At 58.9% G+C, this 15,091-nt stretch carries 15 protein-coding genes, 1 tRNA gene and 3 pseudogenes; 15 read left to right on the top strand and 4 right to left on the bottom strand.

The features are described from left to right. Positions 1–599: 599 nt before the first annotated feature. The gene (locus J1G34_RS24815) at positions 600–2,129 is read left to right on the top strand and encodes an NCS1 family nucleobase:cation symporter-1 (RefSeq protein ID WP_065895442.1); all 1,530 of its coding nucleotides are present in this window, start codon (positions 600–602) and stop codon (positions 2,127–2,129) included. 13 nt (positions 2,130–2,142) lie between these two features. Further along, positions 2,143–2,871, top strand: coding sequence for an aspartate/glutamate racemase family protein (locus tag J1G34_RS24810; protein ID WP_065895443.1), 729 nt, complete (start codon positions 2,143–2,145; stop codon positions 2,869–2,871). A gap of 49 nt (positions 2,872–2,920) precedes the next feature. On the opposite strand, the gene J1G34_RS24805 is transcribed toward J1G34_RS24810, so the two are convergent. After that, the gene (locus J1G34_RS24805) at positions 2,921–3,850 is read right to left on the bottom strand and encodes a LysR family transcriptional regulator (protein ID WP_065898138.1); all 930 of its coding nucleotides are present in this window, start codon (positions 3,848–3,850) and stop codon (positions 2,921–2,923) included. 106 nt (positions 3,851–3,956) lie between these two features. Here J1G34_RS24805 and J1G34_RS24800 point away from each other — a divergent pair, with 106 nt between their 5' ends. After that, positions 3,957–4,703: a 3-oxoacyl-ACP reductase family protein gene (locus J1G34_RS24800; RefSeq protein ID WP_065895445.1), complete on the top strand. Its 747-nt coding sequence runs from the start codon at positions 3,957–3,959 to the stop codon at positions 4,701–4,703. Positions 4,704–4,916: 213 nt separating this feature from the next. On the opposite strand, the gene J1G34_RS24795 is transcribed toward J1G34_RS24800, so the two are convergent. Beyond that, entirely contained in the window at positions 4,917–5,603 is a 687-nt protein-coding gene (locus tag J1G34_RS24795) for an HAD-IA family hydrolase (protein ID WP_065937031.1), read from the bottom strand. A gap of 228 nt (positions 5,604–5,831) precedes the next feature. Here J1G34_RS24795 and J1G34_RS24790 point away from each other — a divergent pair. From J1G34_RS24790 to J1G34_RS24755, 9 genes and pseudogenes are all read left to right on the top strand, one after another. After that, positions 5,832–6,083: pseudogene (locus tag J1G34_RS24790) on the top strand (type II toxin-antitoxin system RelE family toxin); the annotation flags it as partial. Then, positions 6,037–6,393 (top strand): helix-turn-helix domain-containing protein, encoded by a 357-nt coding sequence (locus tag J1G34_RS24785; RefSeq protein ID WP_065937032.1) that lies wholly within the window; start codon positions 6,037–6,039, stop codon positions 6,391–6,393. The pseudogene J1G34_RS24790 and the gene J1G34_RS24785, both read left to right, overlap by 47 nt. A 49-nt stretch (positions 6,394–6,442) precedes the next feature. Next, positions 6,443–6,808: a DUF2784 domain-containing protein gene (locus J1G34_RS24780; RefSeq protein ID WP_065895468.1), complete on the top strand. Its 366-nt coding sequence runs from the start codon at positions 6,443–6,445 to the stop codon at positions 6,806–6,808. A 54-nt stretch (positions 6,809–6,862) separates the two neighbouring features. After that, a complete protein-coding gene (locus J1G34_RS24775; RefSeq protein ID WP_065895448.1) occupies positions 6,863–7,441 on the top strand; it encodes a DUF4337 domain-containing protein in 579 nt (192 codons plus the stop codon). 285 nt (positions 7,442–7,726) lie between these two features. Beyond that, the gene (locus J1G34_RS24770) at positions 7,727–8,062 is read left to right on the top strand and encodes a hypothetical protein (protein WP_057721162.1); all 336 of its coding nucleotides are present in this window, start codon (positions 7,727–7,729) and stop codon (positions 8,060–8,062) included. A 186-nt stretch (positions 8,063–8,248) separates the two neighbouring features. Beyond that, positions 8,249–8,518 (top strand): short-chain dehydrogenase, encoded by a 270-nt coding sequence (locus J1G34_RS24765; RefSeq protein WP_065937035.1) that lies wholly within the window; start codon positions 8,249–8,251, stop codon positions 8,516–8,518. A 242-nt stretch (positions 8,519–8,760) separates the two neighbouring features. After that, positions 8,761–9,783: pseudogene (locus J1G34_RS27430) on the top strand (PAS domain-containing protein); the annotation flags it as partial. A gap of 36 nt (positions 9,784–9,819) precedes the next feature. After that, a pseudogene (locus tag J1G34_RS27755) lies at positions 9,820–10,056 on the top strand (methyl-accepting chemotaxis protein); the annotation flags it as partial. 218 nt (positions 10,057–10,274) lie between these two features. Further along, positions 10,275–10,856, top strand: coding sequence for a DedA family protein (locus tag J1G34_RS24755; protein ID WP_065898167.1), 582 nt, complete (start codon positions 10,275–10,277; stop codon positions 10,854–10,856). Positions 10,857–10,995: 139 nt separating this feature from the next. Here J1G34_RS24755 and J1G34_RS24750 read toward each other — a convergent pair. Continuing rightward, positions 10,996–11,085, bottom strand: a tRNA-Ser gene (locus J1G34_RS24750). Between the two features lie 320 nt (positions 11,086–11,405). On the opposite strand from J1G34_RS24750, the gene J1G34_RS24745 reads away from it, so the two are divergent. From J1G34_RS24745 to J1G34_RS24735, 3 genes are all read left to right on the top strand, one after another. Beyond that, positions 11,406–12,098 carry a crotonase/enoyl-CoA hydratase family protein gene (locus J1G34_RS24745; protein WP_065895451.1) on the top strand — a complete coding sequence of 231 codons (693 nt, stop codon included), beginning with the start codon at positions 11,406–11,408 and terminating at the stop codon, positions 12,096–12,098. 380 nt (positions 12,099–12,478) lie between these two features. Next, on the top strand, positions 12,479–13,201 hold the full coding sequence (locus J1G34_RS24740) for a lysophospholipid acyltransferase family protein (protein ID WP_222994779.1): 723 nt from the start codon (positions 12,479–12,481) through the stop codon (positions 13,199–13,201). A 158-nt stretch (positions 13,202–13,359) separates the two neighbouring features. Beyond that, positions 13,360–14,331: a magnesium and cobalt transport protein CorA gene (locus J1G34_RS24735; protein ID WP_065895469.1), complete on the top strand. Its 972-nt coding sequence runs from the start codon at positions 13,360–13,362 to the stop codon at positions 14,329–14,331. On the opposite strand, the gene J1G34_RS24730 is transcribed toward J1G34_RS24735, so the two are convergent. Continuing rightward, a complete protein-coding gene (locus tag J1G34_RS24730) occupies positions 14,309–15,040 on the bottom strand; it encodes an amidotransferase (protein ID WP_065898134.1) in 732 nt (243 codons plus the stop codon). The two genes, J1G34_RS24735 and J1G34_RS24730, sit on opposite strands and share 23 nt — an antisense overlap. Positions 15,041–15,091: the final 51 nt, after the last annotated feature.

The following is a 15,091-nucleotide window of genomic DNA, read 5'->3' as shown; positions in this document are numbered from 1 at the left end:
CCCAGTGCGGCTAACCCGGCGTCCTGCCGGGTTACCCACGGATTCAAGCCTGCGTTCGGCCAGCGTGGTTTAACGGGGCGCCTGAGATCACAAGCAGATCAAGATCAAGAGTGGCTCGCTTCGCATCGTGGTTACGGTTGGGCGCTGCTGAGTTGTGTATAGCTATGCCCCGATAGCGGTATGTCAGCCAGCTTACCTGTGACTGATACACCGCCATCGGGGGCAAGCCCCCTCCCACATTGGACTCGCCTTTTCCCTTGATGTGTACACACGCCTGTAACCATCGGTGCCATTTATGTGTGCAATCTTGCTTGAAGCGCACCAAAACGTAACACTTCCTTTCTAAAATTTTTTGCTCTCCCAGATCGATCCCCCTCCTCAATAAAATAAATAGCTGTTCGATCGGTCAATTTATATCGCTTTAAATTCAGCCATTTATTCCAACAACCAATAAAAACGAAATTAACCACGGTTTTCATAGATCCAAAGCTGGCACGCATGTGGCTTAAGAGTATTTACGCTTTGTATACAATAAATACAAAATCTACATACACTTTGCCATCTGCCGCATTGCTGCGGATGTGCTGGAGCCCGCCGGAATGCGTACTAGCCTCTCCCATGACGTCGCATTGGATCTGCCCTCCTCCGCTCTGAATCCCGAGGCCGCCAGCCCCGGCCCGCTGGTGCTCAGCCCACGCCTGCACAACAAGGACCTGGCGCCGACCAAGGCCGAAGGGCGTCGCTGGGGGCGCTACAGCATCTTTGCGCTGTGGACCAATGACGTGCACAACATCGCCAACTATTCATTCGCCATCGGCCTGTATGCATTGGGCCTGGGTGGCTGGCAGATTCTGCTGTCACTGGGGATAGGCGCGGCATTGGTGTACTTTTTCATGAACCTGTCGGGTTACATGGGCCAGAAGACCGGCGTGCCGTTCCCGGTAATCAGCCGTATCAGCTTCGGTATCCATGGCGCACAGATTCCGGCGTTGATCCGTGCGGTGATTGCGATTGCCTGGTTCGGTATCCAGACCTACCTGGCATCGGTGGTTTTCCGGGTGCTGCTGACGGCGATTCATCCAGGGTTTGCCGACTACGACCACAACTCGATTCTCGGCCTGTCATCGCTCGGCTGGGCGTGTTTCGTGGCGATCTGGCTGGTGCAATTGGTGATCCTTGCCTATGGCATGGAAATGGTACGTCGCTATGAAGGATTCGCCGGGCCGGTGATTCTGCTCACCGTGGCCTCGCTGGCCGGCTGGATGTACTTCCAGGCAGGCGGCCACATTGCCTGGTCGATCCGCGAACCGCTGAGCGGCGGCGAGATGTGGCGCAATATCTTTGCCGGAGGCGCACTGTGGTTGGCGATCTACGGCACGCTGATCCTCAACTTCTGCGACTTCGCACGCTCCTCGCCCTGCCGCAGGACGATCCAGGTGGGTAACTTCTGGGGCCTGCCGGTGAATATCCTGGTGTTCGCCGCCATCACCGTGCTGCTGTGCGGCGGGCAGTTCCAGCTCAACGGCCGAGTGATCGAAAGCCCGACCGAAATCATCGCCTCCATTCCCAATACCTTCTTTCTCGTGCTCGGCTGCCTGGCCTTCCTGATCGTCACGGTGGCGGTGAACATCATGGCCAACTTCGTCGCCCCGGCGTTCGTGTTGAGCAACCTGGCGCCCAAGTACCTGAACTTCCGTCGCGCCGGGTTGATCAGCGCTACCGTCGCGGTGTTGATCTTGCCGTGGAATCTCTACAACAGCCCGTTGGTGATCGTGTATTTCCTGTCCGGCCTGGGCGCACTGCTGGGGCCGTTGTACGGGGTGATCATGGTCGACTACTGGTTGATCCGCAAAAGCCAGGTGGATGTGCCGCAACTGTACAGCGAAGACGCGCAGGGGGTTTATTACTACAGCCGGGGCGTGAATCTGCGCGCGGTGGCGGCGTTCGTTCCGGCAGCGGTCATCGCCATCCTGCTGGCGTTGTTGCCCGGGTTTGCCAGCGTCTCGCCGTTTTCCTGGCTGTTTGGCGCCGGTATTGCAGGGTTGCTGTACCTGCTGATCGCCAAGCGCCAGCCGTTCTACGCCGATGTCAGCGGCGAAAGCATTGCCGTCGATAACGTCAGTCATTAAACAAGGACATTCCATGCGCATCCTCGTGGTCAACGTCAACACCACCGAATCCATCACCCAGACCATCGCTGAGCAGGCCAGAAGCGTGGCCTCGCCGGGCACCGAGATTGTGGGGCTGACCCCCTACTTCGGCGCCGAGTCGGTGGAGGGCAACTTTGAAAGCTACCTGGCCGCCATCGCCGTCATGGACCGCGTGATGGCCTACGATCAGCCGTTTGATGCGGTGATCCAGGCCGGATACGGCGAGCATGGCCGCGAAGGCTTGCAGGAGCTGCTCAACGTGCCGGTGGTGGATATCACCGAAGCCGCGGCCAGCACGGCGATGTTCCTGGGTCATGCCTACTCGGTGGTGACCACCCTGGACCGCACGGTGCCGCTGATCGAAGACCGGCTGAAACTCGCCGGCCTGTACCAGCGCTGCGCCTCGGTACGGGCCAGCGGCATGGCGGTGCTGGAGTTGGAAGAAAACCCGGTGGCGGCCATGGAAGCGATCGTGCGCCAGGCGGAACTGGCCATCCTTGAGGACAAGGCAGAAGTGATCTGCCTGGGCTGCGGCGGCATGGCCGGGCTGGACGAGCAGATTCGCCAGCGCACCGGGGTGCCGGTGGTGGATGGGGTGACGGCGGCGGTGACGATCGCTGAGTCGCTGGTGCGGTTGGGGTTGTCGACGTCCAAGGTCAGGACCTATGCGGCGCCAAGGCCGAAGAAAATCATCGGTTGGCCCGGCAAATTCGGCCACTGAAGATCAACGGTGGGAGTGGGCTTGCCCCCTCCCACACTTGGAATTCTGTTTACTTTGCGACCGCACTGAATCTGCGGCCCAATTGCTGCTCGGCGAACTGCTCAATCACAAAATCCACGAACGCCCGGGTCTTGCCGGGCAGCAACTTGTGCTCGGCGTAGTAGATGGAGATATTGCCGTCATCCACATACCAGTCCGGCAACACCCGCACCACCGCGCCGCTGTCGAGGAACGGCACGGCCATCGGCAGGCTGACCAGCGCAATGCCCAGGCCCTGGGCGCTGGCGCAGCAGGCGGCTTCGGAATCACTCATGGTCATGACGGGCTTGAGCAGCAGCGGGCTGTGCTCGCGCTCGCGGTGGGTCAGTTGCCATGAGCGCACCCGGCCTGTCTGCGGCGAGCGGATCAGGATGCCGTGGCAGCGCGACAAATCCTCGGGTGCATGCACTGCGGAGTGTTGCGCCAGATAAGCCGGCGACGCCACCAGCACCCGGTGCGCCGGGGTCAACGTGCGCGCCACCACGCCCTGGGGCAGTTCAAAGCCGCCGCCAATGGCGGCGTCGAAGCCCTGGCCGATCAAGTCCACCTGGCGGTTATCGAAGTGCCAATCCGGGCTGATCGCCGGAAAGCGCCGCATGAATTCACCCAGCAACGGCATCACATAGCGATTGCCGAATACCGTGCCCATGCTCACCTTCAGCGTGCCCACCGGTCGCCCCTCGGCGCTGGCCAGGTTGGCCACGGCGTTCTGAATCGTGGTAAGGCTCCCGCTGACTTCGCCCAGGAACAGCTTGCCGGCTTCGGTCAGGGTCAGGCGCCGGGTGCTGCGCTGAAACAGCCTGACGCCCAGGCGCGCTTCCAGCTTGGCCACGCTTTTACCGACCGCCGCCGGCGTCAGGCTGAGGTGTCGCGCAGCCTCGGCGAAGCTGCCGCCCTCGGCGCTGCGTACAAAGCATTCGATACTGCCAAAGCTCTCCATGACCCGCCACTCTAAACTTTTGGTTTACACAGACTATAGCAATCACGCTCTACCGGCCTGGTCCCGTGAGGCCGATACTCGGCTCATCAACTACGTGGAGATCGACATGACTACTGCAACCCTCACTGGCAAAGTCGCCTTGGTTCAAGGCGGTTCCCGTGGCATCGGCGCGGCCATCGTCAAGCGCCTGGCCGCGCAGGGCGCTGCCGTTGCCTTTACCTACGTCAGTTCGGCCGCCAAGGCGCAAGCCTTGCAGGACAGCGTGATCAGCGCAGGCGGCAAAGCCCTGGCAATCCACGCCGACAGCGCCGATGCCACAGCGATTCGCACGGCGGTCAACGCCACCGTCGAGGCCTTCGGGCGCCTGGATATCCTGGTGAACAACGCCGGCGTGCTGGCTATCGCCCCGCTGGAAGACTTCACGCTGGAAGATTTCGACCAGACCCTGGCGATCAACGTGCGCAGCGTCTTTATTGCCACCCAGGAAGCCGCCAAACATATGGTCGAAGGTGGCCGCGTGATCAATATCGGCAGCACCAACGCCGAGCGCATGCCGTTTGGCGGCGGTGGCCCGTACGCGATGAGCAAGGCGGCGCTGGTAGGGTTGACCAAGGGTTTGGCACGCGACCTGGGACCACGGGGGATTACCATCAACAACGTGCAACCGGGGCCGGTGGACACGGATATGAACCCGGCGAACAGTGAGTTTGCCGAGAGTTTGATCGGGTTGATGGCGGTGGGGCGCTATGGCCATGTGGAGGAGATTGCCAGTTTTGTGGCCTATCTTGCCGGGCCGGAAGCGGGCTATATCACCGGTGCCAGCCTGACCATCGATGGGGGGTTCAGCGCCTGAGGTTTTTACGACACTGCATAGGCTTGCCCTAATGCCGTCTGTAGGAGCGAGCTTGCTCGCGAAAAACTCACAGGCAGCGCGTTCATTCAGAAAACACGCGTTTTCGTTGACGTTCTTCGCGAGCAAGAGCTAGGCGCCCCCCTCGCCCCTACAAAGGGCGGTGTACGCTTAACTGACTGGCAAGCCCCCCCACATTTTCAGCCCTGTGCTGAATCAGGACATGGGGGGCAAGCCATAGGCCGCCAGATCAAAGTCCGCCAGTTTGCGGATGATTTGGTCGGCATGCTGATATTTACTGTCGGCCATGGCTTCATCGGGCACGGCGATGGCGGTCATGTGCGCCGCTTTCGCCGCCGTCACGCCGAATGGCGAGTCCTCGAACACCAGGCAATCCCCAGGCGCCACGCCCAGGCGACGCGCAGCGGTGAGGAAGATATCCGGCGCAGGCTTGGCGGCGCCGACTTCCGGGTCGTCGGCAGTGACGATGGTGTCGAACAGGCCAAACCACTCGCGGTGCAACGTCGTCTTGTGGCCGAACGAGTTGCGCGACGAACTGGTACCCACGGCAATCGGAATGTTATGCGCCTTTAAATGCCGCACCAGCGCCTCGGCGCCCGGCATGCCCAGGGCTTTGGGAAACCGCTCGCTCATCAACGGCTCGCGAATCTCCAGAAACTCGGCCGGTGTGATCGGCAGGTCCAGCGCCTTGACGACATAGTCGGCCAGGTCCTGTGCACCGCGCCCGATGATGTGCTGCTTGATGCTCCAGTCATAGGTACGGCCGTAGCGTTCGGCAATAATTTGCGTGACTTCGGTGTAGATGCCTTCGGTATCCAGCAACAACCCGTCCATATCGAAAATCACAGCCTTGATCGGGACAGCGGTACGCGGTGCGTTCATCACAACAGAAACCCCGGGGGGAAGACTAAAAGGATTCAGCACAATAGCGGGCCCGGCTGCCTGCGAGCAACCTTGGTGATACCTCTATAGAGCATTCATACCACGCAACAGTTTTACCGGCAGGCGTGCGCGGCGCCTGTCTAGAGTTTGTGAGTGAATAGAGATCCGCCTTCGACCATGCGCTGAAAATGCACCTTGCAAACCTTATAAAAGACTTATTAACCTCCAATGAATTCGATCCACTGGACCCGCAAATCGGTCAAACAACTGCTTCAGCTGCATACCTACCATCAGCAACAGGTACGCAATGCGGTGTCAGCGCTTGAGCGCATGCCGGATGCAGTCAACGTCAAGGCGTTGGTTAACCATCCACACGGCTATCGGTTGCGGGTGGGTAATTATCGCGTCCTTTTCGACTGGGACGGCGACATCCATGTGGTCAGCATTCAAGAGGTCAAAAAACGTGACGAACGAACCTACTGCCGTACAGATCATCCACAATATCGAGGGCAAGCCAGCCTTTGTGGTGATCCCCTATGAACATTACCTGGCCCGGCAAAACGACCCGGACCTGATTCCCCACGCTGTCGTCAGCCGCCTGGTAGAGGGAGCGACACCCATACGCGCCTGGCGCGAGCACTTGAACCTCACCCAGGATGAAGTTGCCAAGCGCCTGGGCATTTCACAATCGGCATTCGCCCAGCAAGAAGCGGTCACCAAACCACGTCGAACCACGCGGGAAAAAATCGCCAAGGCCCTTGGCATAAATGCCTGTCAACTTGAGTTATAACCTCATCCCCAAAGCCCGCGCCTTCGACGCCTTCAAAGCGAACCCAAGCATGTTCTATCGTCTAGCCGCCGACAGCCTGGTGCTGTTCCATTTATGCTTCATCCTGTTCGTGCTGTTCGGTAGCCTGCTGGTGCTCAAATGGCGACCGCTCATCTGGCTGCACCTGCCCGCAGCGGCCTGGGGCGTTGCCGTCGAGGTGTTTCACCTGCCCTGCCCGCTCACCCGCTGGGAAAACCTGTTGCGCTATTTGGCCGGACAAGACGGTTATGGCGCAGGCTTCATCGAACATTACATCCTCGCGCTGATCTACCCGGCCGGGCTCACGCCGCAGATCCAACTGGGCCTGGGTGCGCTGGTGCTGCTGGTCAATATTGCGCTGTATGGGCACCTGATCCGACGTTATCGACAGGCTTGAGACAGCCGCACTGGTGAAGAATCAGGCTCCCTCTGCCCCCTCGTAGACGCCGCCATGTCCGAAGCCTTCGAAGTCCCCAGCCCCCACGAAAAGCACCTCGAACACACCACCGAACAGGCCCACGGTCGAGGCGATACCTTTGCCAGTCGTATCGCGGTGATGACCGCCATCATGGCCACCGTCGGCGCCATGCTCAGCTACCAGGCCGGCTCCAGCGAAAGCGAAGCGGCGATGGACAAGAACAACGCCGCGATCATCAAGACCGAAGCCGCCAACCAGTGGAATTACTACCAGGCCAAATCCAGCCGCCAGAACCTGGCGGAGTTGGCCACGCATATTCCCGGCGTGGATGCCGCCCACTACAACGATGAAATCCAGCGCTATAAAAGCCAGAAAGAAGAGGTGCGCAAACAAGCCGAGAAGCTTGAAGCCACTTCCCTGGAATGGGACCGCAAATCCGAAGAAGCGCTGCACCAGCACCATCGCTGGGCCCAGGCGATGACCGCGATTCAGATCGCGATCTCACTGGCGGCGATTACCTTGCTCACGCGCAAGGAATGGCTCAAGCGCATGGCGTACACGGCCGGTGGCGTGGCCGTGGTACTCGGCAGCCTGGCGTGGCTGCATCTCTGACGGTGGGAGGGGGCTTGGCCTGGAACCAGTCTGTATAGGAGCGAGCTTGCTCGCGAAAAACGTCAACGATAACGCGTGCTTTCTGAATGAACGCGGTGCCTGTGAGTTTTTCGCGAGCAAGCTCGCTCCTACAAAAAGCCTTAACTGACTGGCATTCGGGCTTGCCCCGATGGCGACCTGACTGTCATCACAAACCTTGGCTAGCTGATTTCAATCCGCCATATGAGCGTTTAAAGTGTCGCGCCTCGAGAATTGAGTCTCGAGATTCAGCCCATGGAGTTACGTGTGAAGTACGTCAGTAAAGTAGTTGCCGCAGCCGTTCTTGGTCTCACCCTGGCAGGTTGCACCGGCACCGCCATGAAAACCCAGCAATACGACGCCAGCCAATACACCGTGCTCGGCCACAGCGAAGCCAGCGCCACCGGCATCATGCTGCTGGGCGTTATCCCGATCGGCCAGAACAGCCGCTTCGTCCGCGCTCAGGATGCAGCCATCAAGGCCAAAGGCGGCGACGCGATGATCAACACCCAAATCCAGGAAAAATGGTTCTGGGCCTGGGTCCTCAATGGCTACACCACCAAGATCTCCGGTGATGTGATCAAGTTGAAAACCGCGCAATAAGTATCAGGTTGCCAGAGCGCTGAGCCTGGCAAGCGAGATAAGCTGCTCGACGGTAGCTGTGCGCGGGAGACCTTCGGGTCTGCCGGTTTTTCCGATTGTGCCGGTTCGCCAACCTGCGTACAGCTGCCACCTTTTGTTTGGCGACAAATGTGTGGCTGCTTTCCTCTGACAACCGGAGTTGCACATATGAACCACTACATAGCCCTCACCAACAACGACAGCGCCACCCCTGCCCTTTTTGTCGACACCACCGCCCCGCTGGAAATACTTCTCGACGCTGCAACCTATCGACTTCGCGCCGTTACCCAAGTCCTTGAGAACCTCGCACTACGCAGTGAGATCAGCAGCGATGCTGTCGTACTCAGCGATTTCGCACTGCTCTGCTCAATTCCGTTGCGCGACGGCTGCGATTTGCTGGACGTCATAGGGCGGCGGATGGACATGCCGTGCGCCTGACCTGAATCGCCAGATTTTCAAACTGCAGAAATAACGAAGCCCCTGATTTTTCGCAGTATCAGGGGCTTGTTTACTTTTCAAGCGACCGCAGCACGCCTGGAGCGTTAAGGACCACCGATCTCCAGGGCACGCTCATCAGATCATGTACAAATCAAAAATCGTGTACAGTTTTTTTCGCTCATGACGATATAGATGGCAAGGTGCCATGGATAGGGCCCGCAACATCTACGAGTCCAATCTTCATGATTAATGTCTTCAAAATGCGCCGTGATCGTCGCGCTGTTCAACAATTGGTTGCTGCAATCACCCGCCGGGTACCGCCACAAGTAGACGGGTGCGCTGAACGCGCGGCTGTCCTCGATGCCTGGAAGGCTTTTGACTCCCTTGATCGCGACTCCCAGTCCCGTATCCATGCGCTTGAGCAGGAACTGGAGGCAGCCCGTGAGCTGCTTCGCGAAGCTGCGTCATCCGCGCATGCCCACGAGGTGCGGTTTGATCTTGTAAACCGCGCCTCCAGTGAAGGGCTCTGGGATATGGAGGTCGTCGCTGGCGACCCGGTGAATCCCAAAAATCGCTTTTGGTGGTCTCAGCAACTGCGAAACCTTCTGGGGTTTAACGATGAGCGCGATTTCCCAAATGTGTTAGCCAGCTGGGCCGACCGCCTGCATCCACAGGACAAGCAAGCCACCCTCGACGCTTTTGCCCGCCACTTGAACGATAAATCCGGGCACACACCGTATAAAGTGAAAAATCGCCTAGCCATGAAGGACGGTTCCTACCGTTGGTTCTATGCCCAGGGAGAGACCTTACGGGATGATCGGGGGATGCCTCTACGCGTCGCGGGTTCTCTGCGTGATATCCATGATCAGCTTGAGCGAGACCAGGAGCACGACGTCATCATCACCCGATTTGAACTGGCCAGGGAGATGCTCTCGGACGGTCTGTGGGATATGGAAGTCATCGCGGGAGACCCGGTCAATCCAAAGAACCCTTTCTGGTGGTCTCCGCAGTTCCGGCGGCTGCTTGGATTTGAAACGGTGGAGGAGTTCCCGGATGTCCTGGACAGCTGGGCATCCCGACTACACCCGGATGATAAGGAACAAAGCCTCGACGCATTTGGTGCTCATTTGAACGACCGATCGGGTAAAACGCCTTTTGATATCGAGTATCGCCTGAAGATGAAGAGCGGCGAGTATCGGTGGTTCAGAGCGCGAGGCCAGACCCGCCGCGACTCCAGCGGCTCACCCCTTCGAGTAGTAGGTGCCCTCGTGGATGTCCACTTGCAGCATGAGCAGGAGGCGCTGCGGCACACTGAGGTCAAGCACCAGCGGACGCTTGAGAACAACATCGCCCAATTGTCACAGATCGTCGGGACGATTCAGAGCATTGCCAACCAGACAAATCTGCTGGCACTGAACGCGGCAATTGAGGCCGCGCGCGCGGGCGAAGCGGGTCGCGGCTTTGCGGTCGTTGCAGACGAAGTGCGCAAGCTGGCAACGCGTACGACTGAAGCGACCGAACAAGCTGCCGGGATGATTGCTCGCTAAGTACCGTCCTGTGGTGCCTGCTGTCTAATCCGCAGCAGGCATCCAACGGCCGTGAACGCGCGCATTCATCCCGCCTCCCGTATGACCGAATAGAACGGCGGCCAGAAGCGCTGGCCACATTGTCGAAACCTTTTTGCTGACGGATACCTCAAAGGAAACGCGAAGAATCCCGGCGCGGCCTTTCCGTGCCAAGCGACAAGGAATACGCCGTGCTCGAACATCTTGATCTAAATGCGCTGATCGCTGGCTACGGCTACTGGGTAATCTTCCTGGGCTGCCTGCTCGAAGGCGAGACCGTTCTTATCCTGAGCGGAATGGCTGCGCACCAAGGCACTTTGCAAGTGCTGCAGGTGATCGGGTGGGCCACTGCAGGCGGGATACTCGGCGATCAACTGCTGTTTTGGACCGGACGTTATTCCGGGCAGCGCCTGCTGCCCAAACTCAAACGTCATCAGTCAGCCATCGAACGGGTAGAGAACCTTATCCATCGCTATCCGACGACCTCGGTATTCACCGTGCGCTTTCTCTACGGCATGCGCCTGGTGGGGCCCATCGTGATCGGTGCCAGTGGACTATCGCCTTGGAAGTTCGCCCTGATCAATGTGCCAAGTGCGGCAATCTGGGCCACCCTGTTCGTCGGCGCCGGCTATTGGGCCGGCGAAGCATTGCAGCATTTCTTTGGCGACCTGAAGCCGTATCGCCTGCCGATCTTCCTCGCGGTGGTAGCACTGGTGGCCCTGGCGGCAGTGGTGCGGTATTGGCGAAGACGATCCAGTGCGTCGCAGGGCTGAGACGGCTCGTCCGGGTGTGTAGGCGCATAGCCGCCTGTATGTCTGGATAAAGCGCTACAGAGCCCGAATTGGGCAGATGGCGGAACAAAACCAGCAGGCACAAAAAAGCCCCGTAAAACGGGGCTTTTTCGTAATAATGTGGCGGTGAAGGAGAGATTCGAACTCTCGATACAATTTCTTGTATACACACTTTCCAGGCGTGCTCCTTAAGCCACTCGGACACTTCACCGTATCTCGGCAAACCAGTTCAGTCTGTCGAGGCGCGCTAATGTAGTCGAAAGCCTTTCTGATGGCAAAGGTTTTTTTCAGAATTTTCATGCGGTTAGACGGTTATGCCGGAACGGGGTCTGCGGGCGATGGCGATTGTGCCAATCTCGGGCATGGATTGGGATGGTCTACGCTGGCTGTGGTGCCCTGCTTCAGGCGCTCTACTGCCGGGTGTCACGCGAAAGCCTGACTGGGCAGTCAGTCACGGCGCTTTACCCGCGCGGGCGCGCTGGGTAACGTTTGCTGCATTCTTCTATAACAAGCCCTATAAGGAACCGCGTCATGAGTGAGTTGATTGCCTACCATCTCGAAGACGGTATCGCGACCCTGACCCTGAGCAACGGCAAGGTGAATGCCATTTCGCCGGCAGTGGTCAGTGCGTTCAATGCGGCGCTGGATCAGGCGGAGCAGGATCGGGCAGTGGTGGTCATCACGGGCACGCCGGGCATTCTGTCGGGTGGTTATGATTTGAAAGTGATGACGGCCGGCCCTAAAGAAGCCATCGGCCTGGTGACGTCCGGCTCGACGCTGGCGCGTCGCCTGTTGTCGCATCCGTTCCCGGTGATCGTGGCATGCCCTGGGCATGCGGTGGCCAAGGGCGCGTTCCTGCTGTTGTCGGCGGATTATCGGATTGGCGTTGAGGGCCCGTTCAGCATCGGCCTGAATGAAGTGGCGATCGGCATGACCATGCACCACGCCGGTATCGAGTTGGCGCGGGACCGTCTGCGCAAGTCGGCGTTTCATCGCTCGGTGATCAATGCCGAGATGTTTGACCCGCAAGGCGCCTTGCAGGCGGGCTTCCTCGACAAGGTGGTGGCGCCGGAAGAATTGCACGCGGCGGCACTGGAAGCGGCGCGGCAGTTGAAGAAGATCAATATGAATGCGCACAAGCAGACCAAGCTGAAAGTGCGCAAGGCGCTGCTGGAGGCGCTGGACGATGCAATTATCCAGGATCAAGGTCATGTGCTGATGTAATACCTGAACCTGCTGTGCCAAAGCCCGACCTTGAGTCGTAATGTCGTTCAGTTAAGCGTACATCGCCCTCTGTAGGAGCGAGCTTGCTCGCGAAAAACGTCAACGGTAACGTGTGTTTCCTGATTGAACGCGGCGCCTGTGGTTTTTCGCGAGCAAGCTCGCTCCTACAAAAAGCCTTAACTGAACGACATTACGACCTTGAGTCGGGCTTTTTCTTACAGCCAAAGCCGAAACAGCCTGCGCCGCTCTAGACAGGCTTTATCGGCCTATGTTGAAACATGCGCTTAAACATCGCCTATCTCCTACGTCTTTAGGGGCAATTGCCGAATACAGTGCACATCCGTACACTGCGCCACCTTTTGTTCCGATGGGCCGTGTCGATGCTTTTTCTGTTACGTATGTTGTTGATGGGCCTGCACTTTATGCTCGCCGGGATAGTGGGCGTGCTCATAGGGGTATGCCGCCCGTTCAATCCTGACAACAGTCGCCTCTGCGCCCGCCTCTATGCACTGCCCGCCATGTGGATACTGCGCTTGAAAGTGAGGACGGAGGTCGACTCGCTGCGCAACAAGCCCGGCACCTGCGTGGTGATCGCCAACCACCAGTCCAACTATGATCTGTTCGTGCTGGGCACCGTGGTGCCGCGTCGCACGGTATGCATTGCCAAGAAAAGCCTTAAGTGGGTGCCGTTGTTCGGCCAGTTGTTCTGGCTGGCCGGCAATGTGCTGATCGACCGCGGCAATGCGCACAAGGCACGCCGTGCCATGCTCACCACGACCCGCACCCTGCAGCATGAAGACACGTCCATCTGGGTATTTCCGGAAGGCACGCGCAACCTCGGCAAAGGTTTGTTGCCGTTCAAAAAGGGCGCGTTCCATATGGCGATTGCGGCCGGTGTGCCGATCGTGCAGGTGTGTGTCAGTAACTATGTCACGCATATGCGCCTTAATCGCTGGAACAGTGGCGAGGTGCTCATACGTTCGTTGGCGCCGATTCCTACTGTGGGGATGACGGCGGACGACGTTCCGACGCTGATGCAGGCGTGCCAGGCGCAGATGGATGCGTGCATTGCGCAGATGGATCGCGAACTGCAAGGCGCTTGAACGCCTGCGCCGTGCGGACGACGCGGAGCGTCACGGGAGGCATTCCCACGCAGAGCGTGGGAACGATCACCGCGCAGCGTGGGAACGATCACTTCAGGGAACGCCATTCACGCTAAGCTGCCCAACACCTGTCCTCCAGATAAGAAGTGATCAGCACCATGGGTAGAGTCGTTGCCGCCGCCGTCTACAGCGCCGGAAAGAAAGTCACGGATATCACCCTCGACGAAGGTGCGGCCTGGGCCGCCAAACCCGGCCACTTTGTGTGGATCGGCCTGGAAGAACCCAGTGCTCAGGAACTGACCAACCTGCAGCACCAGTTCAACCTGCATGAACTGGCGATCGAAGACGCCATGGAAAAACACAGTCGCCCGAAGCTGGAAACCTTCGGCGACGCGTTGTTTATCGTCACCTACTCACCGGTGCGCGAGAACGGCAAGCTGGAGTTTATCGAGACCCATATCTTCGCCGGCAATGGCTACATAATCACCGCCCGCAACGGGCATTCGGCGTCCTACGGTTTTGTGCGCCAGCGCTGTGAGGCACGTCCGTTGTTGCTGGAGCATGGGGAAGATTTCGTACTCTATGCCTTGCTGGATTTCGTCACCGAAAACTACCAGCCGGTCAGCGAAGCGATCCACGCCGAGATCGATGAACTGGAGCGCAATGTGCTGTGCAGTTCCCTGAGCGAGCGCGATATCCAGAACCTCCACGGCCTGCGCCGCGACGTGCTGCGGCTCAAGCGCTATGTGGCGCCGATGGTGGAGATCAGCCAGGAGTTGCAGAAGCTGAGCTTTCCGTTTATCGACAAGAACATGCGCCCGTATTTCCGTGACGTGCAGATCCACGTCACGCGGCAGATGGAAGACTTGACGACTCTGCGCGACATTGCCAGCCAGACCATCGAGCTCGGCGTGCTGCTGGAGGCCTCGCGCCAGAGTGTGGTGCAGCGCAAGTTCGCCGCCTGGGCGGCGATCCTCGCGTTCCCCACGGCGGTGGCGGGGATTTATGGGATGAATTTCCAGAACATGCCCGAGCTGCAATGGCACTACGGCTACTTTGCAGTGCTCGGGTTTATTGCGGTGGGCTGCACCAGCTTGTGGGCGAGCTTCAAACGGTCGGGTTGGCTTTAGGTTTGTGCGCCACAAAGCGCATCATCCATTCCGCCACGGTCGCACCGTGGTGGTCGCGCTCAAGGCTGGCCACGCCGTTGGTGTAGACCTTTTCGCCCAGGGTTGTCTGAAGAATCTCAAGCAGTTCGCGGGAATAGTCCTGCACGAATTCCGGGTGGCCCTGGAAGCACAATACCTGGTCGCCAATGTGATACGCCGCGATGGGGCAAAACTCACTCGAGGCGATGACCGTGGCATTTTCCGGCAAGGTGGTGACCTGGTCCTGATGGCTGATCAACAGCGTCAGTTCCGGTACTTCCGGGCTCATCCAGGGCGCCTTGGCATCGAGCTTGTAATCGTGGATGCCCATGCCCCAGCCCTGGCTGGCGCGTTCGGTCTTGCCGCCGAGCAGCAACGCCAGCAACTGGTGGCCGAAGCAGATACCCAACAGTTTGTCGCCGCGCTCATAGCGCTCTAGCACGTAGGTCTTGAGGGTCTGGATCCATGGGTCGGTGCCGAACGAGTCGGCCTTGCTGCCGGTAATCAGGTACGCGTCAAACACTTCGTCATCCGGCGGGTATTCACCCTGCACCACGTTGTACACCACAAACTCGGCGGCAATCGGCTGCTTGGCGAACAGGCGCTTGAACATCTGCCCGTAGCCTTGGTACTGATCGATCAGGCCCGGACGCAGGATATCGGTTTCCAGGATGCAGACGCGTAGCGACATAAAAAATACCTGACACGGCGATGGGAATATTGAACACCCCAGAGCGTGCCT

Origin of the sequence: Pseudomonas sp. Wu6, assembly GCF_019891515.1 — a bacterium.
Lineage (GTDB): Bacteria > Pseudomonadota > Gammaproteobacteria > Pseudomonadales > Pseudomonadaceae > Aquipseudomonas > Aquipseudomonas orientalis_A.
The sequence above is the reverse complement of the archived record's forward strand: the minus strand, read 5'-3'. Positions and strand labels throughout refer to the sequence as shown.